Origin of the sequence: Paenibacillus spongiae (genome assembly GCF_024734895.1) — a bacterium.
GTDB classification, from domain to species: Bacteria; Bacillota; Bacilli; order Paenibacillales; family Paenibacillaceae; genus Paenibacillus_Z; species Paenibacillus_Z spongiae.
In genome coordinates, this window is sequence record NZ_CP091430.1 from 3876316 (window position 1) to 3893922 (window position 17607).

Sequence of the window (17607 nt, forward strand, 5' to 3'; positions counted from 1 at the left end):
TCCGAACTCATTCGATCCAGCCCGTAAAGACGGCACCCCCTTGGCTGCTGCGATTACCGACCTGGAGGTCGCCGTTATGCGCTCTAATAATTCTGCGCGCGATCGTAAGCCCAAGCCCGGTGCCGCCGTTTTCCGGGTTTCTCGAATCGTCGCCCCGGTAGAATGCATCAAAAACATGAGACAGCTGTTGCTCTGGAATGCCGGGCCCGCTATCTTCGACGGTAAAGCAGGCTCGAGATTTCTCCATGTGCAATCGGATAGTGATGCTGCCTTTTGCCGGCGTATAACGAAGGGCGTTATCAATCAGATTTCCGATTGCGCGCCGCAGCAGATGGGCGTCGCCCAGAAGCTCGCCGCTCTCATCAGCGGCATCGTAAGTCAGTTCGATACCTTTTTCCCTCGCTTGAAGTAAATACTCCGTCGCGATATCCTCGAACAAAGAGCCGATGTCCAGCTGCTTCGGCCGCAGCAATTGTTCCAAGGATGACATCTGGCCGTACGAAAAAAGATCGGATACGAGATGTTCCAATTGCTCGGCCTTTTTGCTGCAAATGGCGGCATATCTCGCGGTCTTCTCCGGATTGCCACCGCGTTCCAGCCTCGTCAAAAATCCCCGCAGCGCGAATAAGGGCGTCCTTAAGTCATGAGCAATCGAACTGATGAAGAACCGTCGTTCTTCCTCCAGTACGGATTGGCGGATAAGCGATTCCCGAAGCCCCTTGCCCATCGCTTGAAAAGCGGTGCGCACGTCCGCTACCTCCATTACCGTAGATTTGGGAAGTTGAAAATCCAAATCGCCGCCGGCAATTCGTCTGGCCGCGGCACTCATCGCTTCCAATGGCTTCACGACGACGCGGCCTATTTGGAAACCAATGAATAGGATGGCGATCATTCCCGTGATAAAGGCAAACGCCGTCGCCAATTCGCTGGTTTGCTTGGGGGCGTAGATAAGGGCTTTCCCTCGCAATTGCCCTTTCTCCATGATGACTATTTCCCGTTGTGCGGCTGATTCCGATCCCGATGGGTTGAAACGATACATATCGCGGCCCTGCGCATCGAGCAAGACGATTCCCGAACGCGAAGCGGCAATCTTCTTTTCGATCCCTGCCTGCCAAGCCGGTTCGCTCCAGCGAGCGACGTCAGTACCGCCGACTTCGCGCAGCAAGTCGTTCATAGCCGTCTGCTGCCGTGAATAGTTGTCATTCTCCAATACGTACCGGTCGAATAAGCCCGGGATTTCGTAAAACAAACGAGGAAGAATGAGCACGATTAGCATGCCGATTACCATCCACTGGCGTATGAGGAGCGGTTTCATCGCCGCACCCCTTCGAAACGATAACCGACGCCCCAGACGTTGGCAATAAACGTCGGCTTTCTCGGGTCCTCTTCGATTTTTTCGCGAATTCTCCCGATCAGAACGGTTACGGAATGCTTGTCTCCGATCCCTTCCCAGAAGCGCTGGAGCAATTGTTCGTACGTAAACACTTGGCGAGGGTACTCTGCGAACAAGCAAAGAATATCGAATTCTTTGGGCGTCATCGGCACCGAAACGCCGTCGATTCTCGCTTCGTGCGCCATGATGTCCAGAACGAGACGTCCGAAGTCCAGCTCAAGCTTGACTTCCTTTTCTTGCTTGCCGTAGCGTCGGAGCACGGCTTTAATGCGGGCGACGACTTCCTCGGGCGTCGCGGATTTCACGATATAATCGTCGCCGCCCAAGCTGAGGCCTCTGATCTTGTCCATGTCTTCGCCGCGCGCGCTAAGGAACAAGATCGGCGTATCCTGCGTTTTCCGAATTTGCCTGCAAAGCTCCAGTCCACTCTGACCGGGCATCATCACGTCCATCAAAATGCAGTCGACCCGATTGTGCCTTAATGCTTCAATCGCAAATGCGGCGTTATACGTTTCCACGACTTCGAACTGCTCGTCTTCGAGATAATCCCTCATTAACTCTACGATTTCCCGGTCGTCGTCAACGATCAATACGGTGCGTTTAATACCCATGCTGATTCCCCCAAATATAGCATAAACCCCGAATGGTAAACATTGTAGCATATCCGCGAGGGCTCGTGTCCCGATTGAGCGGAATGAAACCGTTTGTTGAGCGTTTTGTGACTTTTTCGCTCCGTGTTTAGTGATATTCGAATGTTATGGTTAACAGTATCGATAATATGCGATATCACTGCGGGAGGGGGAGAAGTGCATTGCAAGCAGGTGGATTCATTTTTAAATTATTAGGATGGGCATTTTTGGCCTGCATCGTGGCGCAAGCGTTTATCGCCGGAATGGCCGCTTCTCGGACGCTTCAAATTGGGAGTTGCACAGATCGTTCGTCAAACTATTTGCCCTGGCTCCCTTGCTCATGTTCCTGATGACTTTCGTCAATGGAATCAAAGGGATTAAACGCTGGGTGAGCTTGGGACTGTTCGCGCTCGTCGTGTTCCAATTTTTGTCGGTTCAAGTTTTCTCGTCGGCGGGCGTCATAGCGGCGCTGCATCCGGTTGTGGCCATGCTGTTGTTCTGGGGTTCGGTCATAACGGTTAAAAACAATCCGAAAGAAATTCAAGCAACAAGTTGAGCAGAAGCGTTGAATGATGAATATGCGAATAATCAGACAAAGGAGAACGAATACAAATGGAAACGAAGCTCAATACGCAATTGGCTAAACTGGTGCAATTGCAGCATCCACAGAAAGTATTGGCTTTTGCGCGCAATATGGACGACAAGGTGCTGGCGGCGATTTACGGCATAGACGTCGATACGTACCTGCTCGTTAAAAGCCAATTGACGCAACAAGCGAAAGCAGCGGCGGAGCAACTGCTGCAACTCCCCGATTTTGCCGCCCGGGTCGACCGCTTGCCGTTCAAGGCGGGGGAAATCGTTGTCGGCTTGGGTGAAAGTACAACGGACGACTCGCTTTCGTGGTTCGAAATCCTTCGTCATCTGCTTGAACTGCGAAGGCCGCAGGACGCAATTCGCCTGATCAACGAAGGGATATCCGGCCATACGTCGACTCAGGTTCTGAGCCGAATCAATGGAATCGCAGCCGGACAGCCGAATTGGATTTTGTGCATGATCGGAGGTAACGATACGATGCGCGTAGGCCCAGACTCCGCGAAACCGCTTGTGAGTTTGGAGGAAACGGCTAAGAACTTGCACGAGATTCGGCGGATTGCCGCGGCACGGTCCAAATCCAACTGGGTATGGATCACGCCGTCGACCGTCGATGAAGAGCGGGCTGCCGCGTTTACGCATTTCCAGTTGGGGCAACTCAGTTGGAGGAACGAAGATATTCTCGCTGTCGGTGACTTGATCCGCAGCATGTCCGATCCGGTTATCGATACGCTAGCGGTCATCGGTCTGCCGGCGCAGGCGGCATACATGGGCATAGATGGAGTCCACCCTACGATCGAAGGGCACAAGGCGATCGTACGCCGGGTTGTCGAAAGCCTATCTGAAGGTAAAGAGCGATGAAAGTCGTCGTATTCGGAGCTACGGGCGGAACCGGCCGTCGAATCGTCGCTCAAGCGCTCGACGCGGATCACGAAGTAACCGTCATCGTACGCAATCCCGAAGCCATTGATATTCGCTCCGAACGGTTGAACATTTTCCAGGGAGATGTGCTCAATCCGGCATCGTTCAGCACATGGATGATCGGCCAAGATGCGGTCTTATCCGCGCTTGGCGTCAATCATCGCAAGCCTACGACCATCTACTCCGAAGGAACGAAAAATATCTTGAAAGAGATGCAAGAGGCGGGGGTGCGCCGATTGGTCTGCCTGTCCTCCGCAGGTTTGGAGATTCCCGAAGATGCGCCGTGGATGATGCGGCAAACAATCAAGCTCGTCATCCAACCGATGTTCAAATACGCCTACGAAGACATGGCCCGGATGGAGGAAATACTGCAGGTATCCGGGTTGGACTGGACCGTCGTTCGCCCTCCGCGGCTGACGAACGGACCGAAGAAGGGAGCGTACAGGACGGCGGTGAATAAGCATCTACCTAAGGCTCAGGGCATTACACGGGCGGATTTGGCCGACTACATGATCAAGTCGGTTCCGGATGAGGCATGTTACCAAGCCATCGTAGAAATTTCCGATTAAACGGATAGAAAGGAGAGCAATCCGATGTCAAACATTCATACGACAATAAACGGATCGGTCATCGCGGCCCCGCTGCTTTCCGCCTTTCACCAGGCGGAGAGAAGAGGATGACGAGGGATCGCAAAGTCCGTACCGGTTGGAAAATCATCGTCGCGCTTACGTTAATCGCGGCCGGCTTTGCCGTGTACCCGTACTTATTATTCGATCCCGGGCAAAGCCGGGTCGCGATCGACGATTCGTTCAGCCTTCATTATCCGTTGCTGCTCGTCCATATTTACGTGTCGTTTTTGGCCCTGCTGATCGGATGGCTGCAATTTCTCCCCAGCTTGCGGGCCAGAAAGCCGCACTTACACCGCATGGTCGGACGGCTTTATCTCGGATTCGTGGTCGTCGGCGGCATTTCCGGGCTCGTCGTCGGTATGTATACGGAAAGCTATGTTCGCCAAATGGCTTTTTTGACCTTGGTGGCGCTATGGCTGTTTACGGGATGGAAGGGATATTCGGCCGCTCGGCGCAAACAATTCGACGCTCACGGCATGTGGATGACCCGCAACTACGCCTTAACCTTAGTCGCCGCCAGCGCGCGCCTTGTGACACCGATATGTATATTGGTGTATCTCGCGGGGCATTGGAACGAACCGTTCCAAGGTGTTCCGGCGATACTGGAGCATGTGCTCGAAGTCAATATTTGGGTAGGGTTGGTCCTTAATTTCGCTATTTCTGAATGGGTCATCATTAGTCGTCTCATAAAGCGGTAAGTATGGAACAGTATGATCCGATGTGCAGCAAACTTGCTGCGTTAGCGGCTGTCACCAACGCCAACAGACTAGCCGCTGATATTTTATCCAGAATTACTTTACTTTAATGACTACCTTTCCTTTGGCTCTTCCGCTTTCCAGGTAATGAAATGCTTGCCCGGCATCTTTCATAGGATACACCTTATCATAACGGGCTTAATGCGGCCTCCTTCAATAAATTCCTTTAAAACCTTCAATTGCGCTCCACTCGGTTTCATAAAAAGGAAGTGATATCTAGTTTGGATTTTCTTCTGTAGAGCTTTGATCTTACGGCTGGCGATGGACAAAATTGTTGTTTTCATCCAACCCAAATTGGCTTCTTTTCCAAATCTGGCGTTTGGAATGCCGGAGATTGATACGATTTGTCCGCCTGGTTTCAGTATGCGGAATGATTTTTCCAAAGCTGCTCCACCTAAAGTATCTAACACAGCGTCATATCCGGTAAGCAATTCTTCAAAATTCTCTTTTTTATAATTAATAACTAGATCGGCCCCCAACGATTTGACCAATTCATTGCCTTTATCGCTTGCTGTTGTGGCAACGAAAGCTCCCAGCAGCTTGGCCAATTGGATGGCTAATGTTCCGATTCGGTTTTTTCGAGGTCTCCCGTAAACTTCATCTCCAGGTTTAAATGCTTTCACCAGATCGCCAACCTTGACTACAACTCCGGAGAAATCATTTACTAAAATTAAAGGAAATCTGTAATTCAAGAGGAGTTTCATTTTCCCTTCCTTAATTTTAAAGTCAATAGGATTTAAGCTGGCTGCGTGAATTTCCACTAACACATCATCTTCACCGATAGTAGGCGATGGTTGTTCCGTCATCATCAATGGAACATTTTTCCCGTATTTCTCAATGATCATAGCCTTCATTTAGGATCACTCCAAATATGATTATTCGTTTAAACAAATGAACCAAACGTGCATAATAAGTTCTCGCTACAGGATTCCCGTTAAGTCTTTTGTAATTTGAGTTGATCAAGCGATTTGCATGCAGTGAATACATTTTTGTTTTCTACGCCTTTTTTCGGATTCATTAAAACCAGACTGTTTCAACACCTTCATACTGATGGGAGGCGGACGGTCTAGACAAATTTATTTGGCCTGAAATCGCATTAACATTAAGTCCCGATTTGTTCTGTGCCAGCAGCATAATGCTGCGGGATTGACAGCCTTTGTTGCGCTTTTGATCAGGATAATTTAACCAAAAAAAGGGTTTTCCATGGGTTACATAGAAATCCTAACGGGGCACATTTATTATGATGGAGCAGGGCCGCGGCGACTCGCTCCAGTTCGTTGAAGCAGTGATCATAAATGAAGCTGTTCGAAGGAAGAAAATACTTGGATAAGGACAAAACAAATATTGTTATAAAATCCCAGACGAACACCATTCCAGCCTTTCGTCAAGAAGCTGATAAACACCCTTTATCCCAGTGTAACGCTCGAATTGCTAAAAGGGAAATATAAGGATTGAACCAATGCTAAAATGGCGTTGGATGCGATGGAAAAGTATATAGAAAAGTATGGAATGGACGGAGCTGGCGATGTGCTTCGCGAAGCTGCACCTGAAATCTGGGAGGATATCTACTGGCGTGATAACAATGATCCAAGAACAAGAATGGATATTTTCTAATTACAAATTTTCGATTTTTGATCGGAGTTCCAGTGAAATTGCCGATGCGACGGTTGGGGGATTTAGTTGGAGAGGCAGCTGTCCGATAAAATTTGCTTATAATCAATTTTTCCATTGAACTCACAAAGGGTTATGCTTCACTATAGAAGTGAAATTATATTTCCACTTTTTCTTGCGAAAGGAGATGTTTTGAATGACTGCTTATATGGTAGTGGTGGTTTTGACTTAACCGAATATCGGGCATAGTAAGTTCCACTCATTGCTTATAGCTTGGATGGAGATAAAACGGGAAGATCCCCCGTGTTTTTTGCTATGCCATAAACATTAACCTTTCGTGAATACTGCTGTTAGCGGGATACGATGAAGGTCGTATCCCTTTTTGATTATAAGCCGACTTTTTGGCTTTTCGCCGCGTAACAGCAGCTTCTTAGGAGGCTGCTTGTTCGCGGTATTTTTATGCCCTAAAACAACTTTAATTTTTTGGAGAGGATCGGGTCGATGATTGATTTGAAACCATACGGCTATGTCGAAGCCGAAACGCCGCCGATCGGTTTAATACCCGGAAGAGTTACGGAACTTCAGCGAGAGCAATATACCGTCATCACCGAACAAGGAGAAGTGACGGCAGTATTGAAGGGCACGTTCTATCATACTGCGGGGGCTCGGGAGGATTTCCCGTGCGTTGGCGATTATGTATGGTTGCAATACAACGAAAACGGCGCTTCTCGCATTGCTAAATTGCTGCCCCGCCGCTCGAAATTTTCCCGCGCTGACTATTCGGGGCACGCAGCAGGATATGCCAAAACAATACTGGAGCAAGTCGTAGCCACGAATTTTGATTATGTCTTTATCGTGTCGTCCCTAAACTGGGATTTCAAGGTCAACCGTATCATGCGCTACCTGACACAGACACGTCAGAGCGGCGGTCAACCTGTCGTAATCTTAACAAAAGCTGACTTGGCCCCAGATTTCAACGGACCGTTAGCCGATGTTCAGAAAGCCTCTCCTGATGTGCCGGTACACGCCGTTTCCAGTCACGCGGGAGTTGGGTTAGACGCGTTGAGCGAATATCTGCAACCCGGCAAAACCGTGGTATTCCTCGGGATGTCCGGCGTGGGAAAATCCTCGCTGCTAAACGCATTGATGAATCAGGAAGTGATGACGGTCAAGGCTATCCGTGAGGACGACAGCCGGGGCCGGCACACAACAACTCACCGCCAGCTTTTCATGCTCCCTTCCGGCGCGATGGTTATTGATACGCCGGGTATGCGCGAGCTTGGGCTGTTCGGAGCGGACGATGGGATCAGCGCGGGATTTAACGATGTGGAGGAATTATTCACGCAGTGCCGCTTCCATGATTGCCGCCATAAGACCGAGCCGGGCTGCGCTGTTCTCACCGCCCTTGCCGATGGCTCGTTGCAGCATGAGCATTGGAAGCGATACCTCGCTCAGAAGCGGGAAAACAAGTTTGCGGACGATAAGGCGGGTTATCTAACGGACAAACGAGCGCGGCATAAATCGCTTGCCATGCAGAGCAAGAATATGAAGAAAAGCGGAGATTCAAGAAATGAAAACAGAAATGTGCAGATTTTATAGTGATACACCGTGTGCGATAGAAGAAGCGAAAGATATGCTCAACCATTATCAACCTATGAATGGAGGACTTCAACATGAGTGAAATAATAGCTGAAACTCTGAAACAGGTTTTAAGCAAAATGCTCGTTACAAAAATAATCCACGTCGATTTCCAAGCTAAGCCGTTACATGGCGGTACATTGGGTCACGTCCAGCTTGTAACTGGCAATGCCGAAACCGCTGACGGCGGGAAATTGCCCTTTAAAATCGTTTCAAAAACGCAAACGAAATGGGAACGCTACAGCGATCCCGATTCATGGCGCAGGGAATATGATTTTTATCAATCCAATTTCGGCGCTCTGTTTTCTGAATCATTCCGTTGGCCTGAATGTTATCACGTCGAAATGAACGAAGAAGAAAACGAAACGCAGATATGGATGGAATATATCGACGGCATATCAGGTTTAGATTTGACCGGCGATATGTATGAACGCGCAGCCGAGGAATTAGGACGGTTTCAAGGCAAGCTATATGCCGAACAGCCAGCTTTTTTACAGAACTTGACCAACTTGAGCAATGTGGAGTATATGAAGAACTTCTATCTTCACTATCGGTCATGGAAAAGAGTGTACGATTATATACGTTCCGACGATTGCGAAATTCCGAAACATTTATGTAAAATGCTCATCGACGTGGATGAAAACGCTGACGAAATACTCAACCGAATTGAAAAGCTGCCTATCGTGCTGTGCCACAGAGATTTTTGGGTGACAAACATAATTTATTCAGACGGTAATATGATAATCATCGACTGGGATACCGCTGGGTGGGGCTATCTAGGTGAAGATCTGGCAAGTCTTATCGCGGACGAAGCCGATACGGAACACATGGTTGAGTACTACCGCAGATGTATCCCGGCGTATTACAAGGGCTTTTCGGAATATGCGGATATTTCACCTATAACGGATAACTGCGTATATGAGATGATTCTGCTTATGTTCGGGTACAGGCTTGTTGAGTGGTATATGGACGCAGGGTCGGGAAACAAGCTCCAGGAAACGGATGATGAAAGAACGCTGCACATCGATACCCTGCAAAAAATCTATGAGATGAGAATTGAACAATGATTGTCAATTAGATCGCAATCCTCAAGAACATCCACAAGGCTGCCGATTTGTATACGGCAGCCTTGTTGTGCAGCGACACATAACTCCTCAATAAACTCCCAGTCCCCGTTGAACGGGCGGATAGTTGAACGTGTAAATCAGAGAAAATGCTATTGACAAAATAAGCTACTACGTGTTACTTTATAGCAGTAGTAAGTAACACTTCATACAAGTCGTACAGAATAGCAAAGGGTGATTGTGCTGGAAAATCTAACGGAAATGCTCAAAGGCGTGCTTGAGGGCTCTGTCCTTGAAATTATAAGCCGCCAAGAAACCTACGGATACGAAATTACGCGGCGGCTGAACGCCCTCGGCTTCACCGATGTTGTGGAGGGAACGGTGTACACCATCCTGATCCGGCTTGAAAAAAACAAGTTGGTCGAGATCACCAAGAAGCCCTCCGACATGGGACCGCCGCGAAAATTTTTCTCGATCAACGATGCGGGGCGCGAGGAGCTGCGGAGGTTCTGGGAAAAATGGGAGTTCGTATCTTCAAAAATTAATGAGTTAAAGGAGAACGAATCATGAACTTTTGGGAAAAAATTACCGGCAGCGACATGACTAAAGAATTTAAGACTTTTGAATCGCGAGTCAAAAAGCTGCCGGCGGATTATCAAGCGGCATGGGAACAAATTAATGTCAATCTTTGGCCGCACTCCGATTTCACCGGTCGCAATCTGATGCCAATTCTTGACGGTGTGCTTGGCTTGCTGGAAGAAATGGCGGCGGACGGTCAAAGTGTCCAAGAGGCTTTGGGTGACGATATCAAAGGCTTCTGTTCAGCGTTGGCCAGTGAAGAAGGGGCGAAGTCTCTTCGCGACAAGTGGCGCGAGCAACTCAACAATAATATCGCCAAAAAATTAGGTAAATAGGAGGAGGATAAAATGAACATACGAGATATCATCGAAGGCAAAAAAGAGTGGAGAGCGCACGTGGCGCGTGTCAAAGCGCTCCCGCAAGATTATCAGATTGTTTATAAAGAAATTCAAAAATATCTCTTCAAGGTCGGCCCTCTTGAACTAACCGAGGGGACGGGTTTGCTCTCGGGGATAGTCGATCTTTTTGAAGAGGGAGCGGCCATGGGGAAAGGCGTGCTCGAAGTGACGGGAAGTGACGTAGCGGCTTTCTGCGACGATCTAATCAAAGATTCAAAAACGTACGCTGACATCTATCAAGAATCTGTTGGCCAAGAAAGTAAGAAGGCCATGAAAAAGGTTACGGATAAGGAAAAATAAAAGGGGGATGTCGCGATGGAAAGAGCAATTGAAGTGAAAGGTCTGCGAAAGTCTTTCAAGGACATAGAAGTCCTAAAGGGCGTAGATTTTGATGTGAAGCGAGGCGAGATTTACGCCCTGCTTGGCTCTAATGGCGCGGGCAAGACGACGATTGTCAGAATTCTCACCACGCTGCTCAAACAGGACGGAGGTACCGCAGTCGTAAACGGATTCGACGTCGCGTCAAAACCCGAGAATGTGCGGCGTGCAATCAGTCTGACCGGGCAATTTGCGGCAGTGGATGAGGTTTTGACCGGGCGGGAAAATCTGATCATGATTGCCAAGCTGCGGCATCTGGATCATCCGCGTCAAGTTGCGGACGATTTGCTGAAACGTTTCGGCTTAACTGACGCAGCCGACCGTAAGCCATCTGCTTATTCGGGTGGCATGCGCCGCAGACTCGACATCGCGTTGAGCCTTGTGGGAAAACCGCAGATCATTTTCCTCGACGAGCCAACTACCGGGCTTGACCCCGAGGCGCGTATCGAGGTTTGGAAGATTGTAAAGGAGCTTGCTGACAGCGGCACGACGGTATTTCTGACCACGCAGTATTTAGAGGAAGCCGAGCAGCTTGCCGACCGAATTGCCATTCTGCACGAGGGCAGGATTATCGCCGGCGGTACGCTCGCGGAGTTGAAAAAGCTGTTCCCGAAAGCGAAGGTAGAGTATGTTGAAAAACAGCCGACATTGGAGGAAGTATTCCTCGCAATCATCGGTAAAAAGGAGGCCATGTAAATGGAGGCGTCAAAAAACCATTTTTTCAGTGACATGAGCGTTATGCTTGGACGTTCCATGCGCCATATTTTCCGCAGTATGGACACCATCCTTACGGTCTGCATCACTCCGATTGCAATGATGCTGTTGTTCGTTTATGTGTTTGGCGGCGCAATCGAAACCGGTACGGATAACTATGTGAACTACCTGCTGCCTGGCATACTGCTTATGGCTATTGCTAGCGGGGTGGCCTACGTGGCTTACCGCCTGTTTATGGATAAGCAACGGGGCATCATTGAGCGGTTCCACTCCATGCCGATTGCGCGTTCCACTGTCCTGTGGGGGCACGTGCTGACCTCGGTGGTATCCAACGTCATTTCTGTTGTCGTCATCATTCTCGTAGCGCTCATTATGGGCTTTCGTTCATCGGCAGGGGTACTGTCTTGGCTTGCCGTAGCCGGTATACTCGTGCTGTTTACGCTGGCTTTGACTTTGGTCGCTGCCATTGCCGGACTGTCCGCAAAAACGATGGAAGGCGCGAGCGCTTTTTCCTATCCGTTAATATTCCTGCCGTTTATCAGTTCTGCCTTCGTGCCGACCGACTCGATGCCGAAAGTCGTTCGGGCCTTTGCCGAAAATCAGCCGGTGACCTCAATCGTAGAAACCATCCGTGCACTATTGTCAAGTCAACCGGTAGGCAATGAGATCTGGGTCGCTTTAGCGTGGTGCTTAGGGATAATGATCGTCGCATATCTATTTGCGGTGCGCGCATACAAACGGAATGCAGCTTGATGTTATGTTAAACTCAAACAGTGAATGATAGTACGGAGTAATATATGGGCTGCCGATCGGAAGATCAGCTGCCCTTTTTTGTTTGGACGCATATTCGATATGCAATACGCGGCATCCATTATTCATTTAGCTATACTGAATTACTTTCACCTTGCATGGCCAATCTGCGGTATTCCTTTGGTGTAACTCCATATAAGGAATAAAACTTCCTATAGAAAAATGTTAAATTGTTATAACCGATTTCTTTGGAAATCTCCTCAATGGTTTGATTGGTTAGTTTTAGCTGCAACGCAGCGTGTATAAACTTCTGTTCTTGTACTAATGTAGAAAAGGATTTACCGGTTACATTTTTGATGATCCTGCCTACATGTTCTGCTGAATACCCAAAGTGCTTAGCCGTTTGTACTAATGTCGTGCTTAGATAGTGTTTATTAATGTAGGCTATTATTTCAATTACAGAGATACTCGATTTTCTGTTTCCGTTGTTCAAAAACAATTGGTAACTATCACTTTCTAATAACCTGCTGAAAAGGATGGTCAGATAAGATTTAATAATCTCTCGGTTCGCATTTTTACTTCCGAATGACTCGCATAATATGTTTTGGATTGTTTGTTTGATCTGCCAATTAGTTGACGTATGGAATAATATAAAACTCTTTTCTCTAGAAGCATCTGCGATAATCGAAGCTATTGTCTTACCAAGTATATTATCCCCAAGGATTTTGTAAATGAACGAACTATCAAAAAATTCATTCTTCGCTAAGAAGTTGATGAGGATATCATTTTCCTCGCTTTTTTCAATGGAATGCTCCACGTTCTTATTGAGAATAATCAAGTCTCCTTCTTTTAACTCAAACCGTTCACCCTGAATCTCTTGATAAAAGGTACCGCTATAAATGTAATTCATCTCAAATAAGTTATGAGTGTGCGTTAGCATTTTGACAAACCTGGTATGTCTGGAGATGGCGAAGATTTCTCCTGTGACATTCAATCTAAGCCTATCCTCATCCAATGTGTAGTGGTATATGGAAGGGTGAGTTGTTGCAGGAGAAAGAATCCGACTTTTAATTATTTCATCTGTAAGATCGTTATCTATTAATTTAATCTCCAAGTCTGTCAATCCAAATAAAAAATGGTCCAATTCTTCATAATTCATGAATGAAACCGCCTCCCGTAGACATTATATCAGTTTTGGTCAGTCAAGTAGACGCCAATAGATATTGGATAAAGGAGTTTTATGCGTTAATATATCCGATAAGGTTAGTCTTAAATTCTCTTATTTATGCTTATATGATTGTTTGGATGAAGCTTATTCTCTTCGCGTTGCTTTTTGCTGGATCGTGAAAGGAGAGGAAAGTAATGGATGTGAATATTCCTTTAAGTGAAAGCACATTATTCCCAAGAGGAGAAAAAGTTCCAGAAGCATTTTCCAAGTATTTTATAGGCGTGAAATATTTCAAAGAGCTCACTACACCTGACAGTCCACTAAATTGCGGAATTGGAATTGTAACGTTTGAACCAGGCTGTCGCACTGATTGGCATGCACATCCAACTGGAGAGTTTCTTCTCATTACTGACGGAAGGGGCTGGTATCAGGAAGAGGGGAAAACAGCTCGGGAACTTCATGCAGGCGATGTCGTAGAAATACCTCCTAATGTGAAGCACTGGCAAGGTGCAGCAGCCGATAGTTGGTTTATATATCTTGCTATCGATCCTGATGTAACTTTAGGACCTCCAATATGGTTCGAACCAGTAACAGATGAGGAATATATCTTGTTAAAATCATTGAATCATCATCAAGCGTTAATTCATGGATTGGATTGTAGGAGGGGGACACAGACTTGAATGACAAAAAGGCTGCAGCTACTTAGCGGCTGCAGCCCCTTGATTGGTATCGATTAAATATCCAGTTTACGCGTTCCAATCCATTTAACCATTTCAGGATCACGATGTGAAAAGAACAGGCTATTTGTTTCGTATCTAACGTAGCAATCGACTTCATATCCTCTTGTTCTAATTCAAAATCGCTGCCTTGATGACGGAAGACAAGAACATAGTATCACATTAGATGTCGCATTTAATGCGTCATTTTTTTATCAAACAATTATTTACCATGGAATCGAAAACCTCTGTAGCTTACTTTTCCAAATCAACGTACCCGTCAATACGAGTGTAATGAAATAGATGAGTAAGGACCAGACAATTGAAACGATTACGCTCCATATCAGCGGTAAGCCTTGGACGGTAAGATAATCATAGGTCCAGCTCCCGCATATCGCCATCAGCAGCATACAGACCCCAACCTTGATATAAGGACGAATACTCCAGTAAAATCCGATCGAGCCTGAGATCGAAAAGAAGTTTAACAGTGTTTGCATGACAATTCCGATGCCGATGCCGTACGCGATGCCGATAATGCCGAATTGGCTGCCGAACACGAAGATCGAGACAGCTTTGAAAATCGTTGCTGTCACGTAGTTCCACAGTGTAGCTTTCGCTCGGCCGAGACCGAGCAGGATCGCGTGCAGCGGTGCGTCAAAATAATGCAAAAAAAACAAAGGCGCCAATATTTTGAGCAGCAATCCTGCTTCCGGCGCGTTGTATACAAGCGTCGTAAGTGGAGATGCCCACTCGAATAGGATGACGGTCGCCGGCGCGCCGATCAGAAGTCCCAAGCCTAGCGCCTGATTCATCCTCTCATGCATAAGCAAACTGTTCTTGTTCGCCGCTGCCTCGCCAATCGCAGGAATGAGAGCGGTGGACAAGGACTGCGTAATAAAGCTGGGCATGAACAGCAATGGAAACACATAGCCGGCCAGCAGGCCGAATTGCTTCGTGGCTAACACCGTGCCGATTCCGGCCAGCGCCAGGCTGGATGTAATGAGAAGCGGTTGGAAGGTGCTGTATAACGAATGAACAACGCCGTGCCCGGTCGTCGGCAGACCGATCTGCAGCAGCTCTCCAAGAGTGCTTCTTCCTTGCTTTAAGTGGCTTGTCCATGTCTCGCCCGGCATCTTCGATTCGCCGTGCAGTTTGTAGCTTACCACTAGAAATAAGAGGCTGATCGCTTCGCTGACGACTGATGCAGCCATTGCGCCCGCAGCCGCATACGCGATGCCGTAAGGCAGCAATAGGTGTACCAATGCAAGGACACAGGCGATTTGCACCGTGTGCTCGAGCACATCGGAGGTGGCGATGGTCCTCATCTGCTGCATGCCGCGAAAGTATCCTTTTAACACCGCGGAGACAGCGATAATCGGCGCGATCGGAGTAATCGCGAGCATCGCATAATAGGCGCGTTGATCGCTCAGCAGGATGGATGCGATCCATTCGGATCCTAGCAGCGAGATGAACGTAAGCGTTATGCTCAAGATGCCGGTGACGGCTAGTGACACGTGCAGGATACGCCTCACTTTCAATCGTTCGCCTCGGGCGTGGGCCTCCGCGACCAGCTTCGAAATTGCCACTGGCAATCCAAGCTCCGTAATCGTAATGACGAGAGGGACGAGCGGATGCGCCATCATCAATAGGCCGATTCCTTCCGCGCCGAGTACTCGTGCAATATACATGCCGCTGATAAAGCCGAGAATGCGGTTGATGAAAGCAGCGACAGACAAGACTAGCGTTCCTCGCATGAACGATTGTCCGTGTTGCACCATAGCTTGTTTCCTCCTGTTTATATCATACTTAAATATGTATTCAACATTTGGAAAAGCATGCGAACGAGCTGGTGGGAGACTCATTTATGAACAAGCAATGTAATGCAGCGGCGCGGATTTTTTTACGATTATGTCCTTTGATAACTTTCAATAAAGGTACTCTACTGTCTGTTTTTTGTTACATACAATAAAAAGCCGCCATAGTGGCGACTTCTTTCGATAGCTTAACTTTTTCTATTCCAACGTTACTTCAATGCCAACGCGGTTCAATCAATTGCACGCCTATTATTGAATTTGCTCCATATAAGCCATAAATTCTTCAGCAATTTCTTTGAACTTCGTATGGTGCAAGTAATGTGAACCTTCCATCGGAATCATCTTGCCCTGTGCGGATTGTTTGACTTGCTCCTCATGCAGTGGAACCCACTGCTCATTGTTTTCGTTATTCGATTGAACGAATAGAAGCAACGGCAAATCATGAGGGTAGGTGAGTTGTTCTCAATTTTTTAAATTGGACCCCAAGTGTCTCAACTCATTCATCATCGTTGGATTGCTCGTGACTTGATTCGATATCAAGCGTATCTGTTCTTTAGTATGCTCATCAAATGCAAGCGACTCATATGGATCTCCGCTCACTTTTTTGAGCAATCTCATCAGACCTGATTCTTGAAGAAACTGCATGGATTTCAAAGGCAAGTCAACATCCCGTGTAGTCAATGCCCCAAATTTGATCGATTAACTGTTCCCGCGTATAGACTTGACCGGGCGTACCTGCCAGTTTGTACAACAGCTCGAATTCTTTCAGCGGCAGCGCAAGCGACTCCGTACCCGTGGTTACTTTGTATGTCTGGCGATCCAGAATGACGCTGCCCAATTGAATGATATTGGTGGAACCAATGCGGTATCTTTTCAACAATGCTCTCACGCGAACCGTCAGTTCCAATGGTTCGAACGGTTTTGTCAAGTAATCGTCCGTCCCGAGTTCAAAACCTTTCACTTTCTCCCACGTTTCTCCTCTGGCCGTGAGAATCAGTAATGGAAGATCCGGGTTCGCTCTTCGGAGCTCCTTGCATAGCGTCCAGCCGTCTATGACAGGCATCATGATATCCAGCACAACCAGGTCGACATGCGTTCTGCCGTAAACGGCCAACGCTTCCTTTCCATCGGCAGCCTCAACGGTTTCGAATCCATCGTTACGCAAAAACAAGCACACGAGCTCGCGAATATTCGCGTCATCGTCAACAACAAGTATCGTAGCCATGACATCCCTCTTTCCTAGCTGTAAAATTCCAGTGTATGAATTGTTCATCCACGATTATCATACAACAAGTCGTGCAACATTGCGTTATTCCACGGTACATGGAGATGAAGCTGACGACCACTTGCTTGGCCTAACTTTAATCATTTTCCAGAAACGCCTGTTCTTAGCTTGAAGAGATCCTCGGAAAGAGCCTCGCCATGCAGCATGAGTAAACGAATGTCTTTTTCCATGCACAACCAGGCCAAACTTCGGAGATACTGGACTGGGTTCCTTGTTATTGCCGATGTGGAGAAATGGCATGCCACCAAAGCAACAAAAAATTCTTGTTTATCAGATCAAGAAAGATAGGACAAAAACATTACGTTGGGATTGACCCCTAGCGTATGGCGGGTCAGACGCGAAAGACGGCGAAGCCGCTCTCCCATAACGATGGTCGGAATCCGCCACCTATTATTGTTCTCGGTATACTGCAAAAAAAGGGGTCAGGTGATATCTTTAGGGGGCATTCATCTTAAACATAAACAGGATGACAATGGTAATGCCGGCCATCGTCGTCTTCTTTTCAGCCAGAACTATTTAATTGCTTGACGGGAATTAAGGGATAGGCCGCGCCTCGATGTGGGGGGACCGGCCC

Annotated in this window: 19 protein-coding genes and 3 pseudogenes; 14 read left to right on the forward strand and 8 right to left on the reverse strand. The window is 47.7% G+C overall.

The annotated features are described in order from the left end of the window. Positions 1 to 7: 7 nt before the first annotated feature. Positions 8 to 1315, reverse strand: coding sequence for a sensor histidine kinase (locus L1F29_RS17750; RefSeq protein WP_258383399.1), 1308 nt, complete (start codon positions 1313 to 1315; stop codon positions 8 to 10). After that, on the reverse strand, positions 1312 to 2004 hold the full coding sequence (locus tag L1F29_RS17755; RefSeq protein WP_258383400.1) for a response regulator transcription factor: 693 nt from the start codon (positions 2002 to 2004) through the stop codon (positions 1312 to 1314). The genes L1F29_RS17750 and L1F29_RS17755 overlap by 4 nt, the downstream gene beginning before the upstream one ends. A gap of 313 nt (positions 2005 to 2317) precedes the next feature. Between L1F29_RS17755 and L1F29_RS17760 the strand changes: the two genes are divergently transcribed. The 4 genes from L1F29_RS17760 to L1F29_RS17775 all read left to right on the forward strand — a co-directional run bounded on the left by L1F29_RS17760 (position 2318) and on the right by L1F29_RS17775 (position 4861). Beyond that, complete coding sequence (locus L1F29_RS17760; protein WP_258383401.1) at positions 2318 to 2578, forward strand: DUF6220 domain-containing protein; 261 nt, start codon at positions 2318 to 2320, stop codon at positions 2576 to 2578. 56 nt (positions 2579 to 2634) lie between these two features. Further along, positions 2635 to 3474 carry an SGNH/GDSL hydrolase family protein gene (locus tag L1F29_RS17765; RefSeq protein ID WP_258383402.1) on the forward strand — a complete coding sequence of 280 codons (840 nt, stop codon included), beginning with the start codon at positions 2635 to 2637 and terminating at the stop codon, positions 3472 to 3474. Then, positions 3471 to 4103 carry an NAD(P)-dependent oxidoreductase gene (locus L1F29_RS17770; RefSeq protein WP_258383403.1) on the forward strand — a complete coding sequence of 211 codons (633 nt, stop codon included), beginning with the start codon at positions 3471 to 3473 and terminating at the stop codon, positions 4101 to 4103. Before L1F29_RS17765 ends, L1F29_RS17770 begins: the two co-directional genes overlap by 4 nt. A 107-nt stretch (positions 4104 to 4210) precedes the next feature. Further along, a complete protein-coding gene (locus L1F29_RS17775; protein ID WP_258383404.1) occupies positions 4211 to 4861 on the forward strand; it encodes a DUF2306 domain-containing protein in 651 nt (216 codons plus the stop codon). A 93-nt stretch (positions 4862 to 4954) separates the two neighbouring features. Here L1F29_RS17775 and L1F29_RS17780 read toward each other — a convergent pair. Then, positions 4955 to 5772 (reverse strand): annotated as a pseudogene (locus tag L1F29_RS17780) (NADP-dependent oxidoreductase). Between the two features lie 628 nt (positions 5773 to 6400). Between L1F29_RS17780 and L1F29_RS17785 the strand changes: the two are divergent. The 8 genes from L1F29_RS17785 to L1F29_RS17820 all read left to right on the forward strand — a co-directional run bounded on the left by L1F29_RS17785 (position 6401) and on the right by L1F29_RS17820 (position 12053). Further along, the gene (locus tag L1F29_RS17785) at positions 6401 to 6532 is read left to right on the forward strand and encodes a hypothetical protein (RefSeq protein WP_258383405.1); all 132 of its coding nucleotides are present in this window, start codon (positions 6401 to 6403) and stop codon (positions 6530 to 6532) included. Positions 6533 to 7030: 498 nt separating this feature from the next. Beyond that, positions 7031 to 8128, forward strand: a complete 1098-nt coding sequence (rsgA, locus tag L1F29_RS17790; protein WP_258383406.1) for a ribosome small subunit-dependent GTPase A — start codon at positions 7031 to 7033, stop codon at positions 8126 to 8128. Between the two features lie 74 nt (positions 8129 to 8202). Further along, on the forward strand, positions 8203 to 9234 hold the full coding sequence (locus L1F29_RS17795) for an aminoglycoside phosphotransferase family protein (RefSeq protein WP_258383407.1): 1032 nt from the start codon (positions 8203 to 8205) through the stop codon (positions 9232 to 9234). Positions 9235 to 9492: 258 nt separating this feature from the next. Beyond that, complete coding sequence (locus L1F29_RS17800; protein WP_309252420.1) at positions 9493 to 9801, forward strand: PadR family transcriptional regulator; 309 nt, start codon at positions 9493 to 9495, stop codon at positions 9799 to 9801. After that, positions 9798 to 10145 (forward strand): DUF1048 domain-containing protein, encoded by a 348-nt coding sequence (locus tag L1F29_RS17805; RefSeq protein WP_258383408.1) that lies wholly within the window; start codon positions 9798 to 9800, stop codon positions 10143 to 10145. Before L1F29_RS17800 ends, L1F29_RS17805 begins: the two co-directional genes overlap by 4 nt. A gap of 12 nt (positions 10146 to 10157) precedes the next feature. Continuing rightward, positions 10158 to 10508 (forward strand): DUF1048 domain-containing protein, encoded by a 351-nt coding sequence (locus tag L1F29_RS17810; RefSeq protein WP_258383409.1) that lies wholly within the window; start codon positions 10158 to 10160, stop codon positions 10506 to 10508. A gap of 15 nt (positions 10509 to 10523) precedes the next feature. Beyond that, the gene (locus tag L1F29_RS17815) at positions 10524 to 11282 is read left to right on the forward strand and encodes an ABC transporter ATP-binding protein (RefSeq protein WP_258383410.1); all 759 of its coding nucleotides are present in this window, start codon (positions 10524 to 10526) and stop codon (positions 11280 to 11282) included. Then, complete coding sequence (locus L1F29_RS17820) at positions 11283 to 12053, forward strand: ABC transporter permease (protein ID WP_258383411.1); 771 nt, start codon at positions 11283 to 11285, stop codon at positions 12051 to 12053. A 130-nt stretch (positions 12054 to 12183) separates the two neighbouring features. Here L1F29_RS17820 and L1F29_RS17825 read toward each other — a convergent pair whose 3' ends face one another. Further along, on the reverse strand, positions 12184 to 13209 hold the full coding sequence (locus L1F29_RS17825) for an AraC family transcriptional regulator (RefSeq protein WP_258383412.1): 1026 nt from the start codon (positions 13207 to 13209) through the stop codon (positions 12184 to 12186). A 203-nt stretch (positions 13210 to 13412) separates the two neighbouring features. Here L1F29_RS17825 and L1F29_RS17830 point away from each other — a divergent pair, with 203 nt between their 5' ends. After that, the gene (locus tag L1F29_RS17830) at positions 13413 to 13898 is read left to right on the forward strand and encodes a cupin domain-containing protein (protein WP_258383413.1); all 486 of its coding nucleotides are present in this window, start codon (positions 13413 to 13415) and stop codon (positions 13896 to 13898) included. Positions 13899 to 13951: 53 nt separating this feature from the next. Here L1F29_RS17830 and L1F29_RS34440 read toward each other — a convergent pair. The 4 genes and pseudogenes from L1F29_RS34440 to L1F29_RS34445 all read right to left on the reverse strand — a co-directional run. Further along, positions 13952 to 14079 (reverse strand): annotated as a pseudogene (locus tag L1F29_RS34440) (aldo/keto reductase); the annotation flags it as partial. An 82-nt stretch (positions 14080 to 14161) separates the two neighbouring features. Beyond that, positions 14162 to 15712 carry a stage V sporulation protein B gene (gene spoVB / locus L1F29_RS17835; RefSeq protein WP_258383414.1) on the reverse strand — a complete coding sequence of 517 codons (1551 nt, stop codon included), beginning with the start codon at positions 15710 to 15712 and terminating at the stop codon, positions 14162 to 14164. 703 nt (positions 15713 to 16415) lie between these two features. Next, positions 16416 to 16973 (reverse strand): annotated as a pseudogene (locus tag L1F29_RS17840) (response regulator transcription factor); the annotation flags it as partial. A 140-nt stretch (positions 16974 to 17113) separates the two neighbouring features. Further along, positions 17114 to 17203: a hypothetical protein gene (locus L1F29_RS34445; protein ID WP_373876415.1), complete on the reverse strand. Its 90-nt coding sequence runs from the start codon at positions 17201 to 17203 to the stop codon at positions 17114 to 17116. Positions 17204 to 17230: 27 nt separating this feature from the next. Here L1F29_RS34445 and L1F29_RS34450 point away from each other — a divergent pair, with 27 nt between their 5' ends. Continuing rightward, positions 17231 to 17353, forward strand: coding sequence for a PCYCGC motif-containing (lipo)protein (locus tag L1F29_RS34450; protein ID WP_373876549.1), 123 nt, complete (start codon positions 17231 to 17233; stop codon positions 17351 to 17353). Positions 17354 to 17607: the final 254 nt, after the last annotated feature.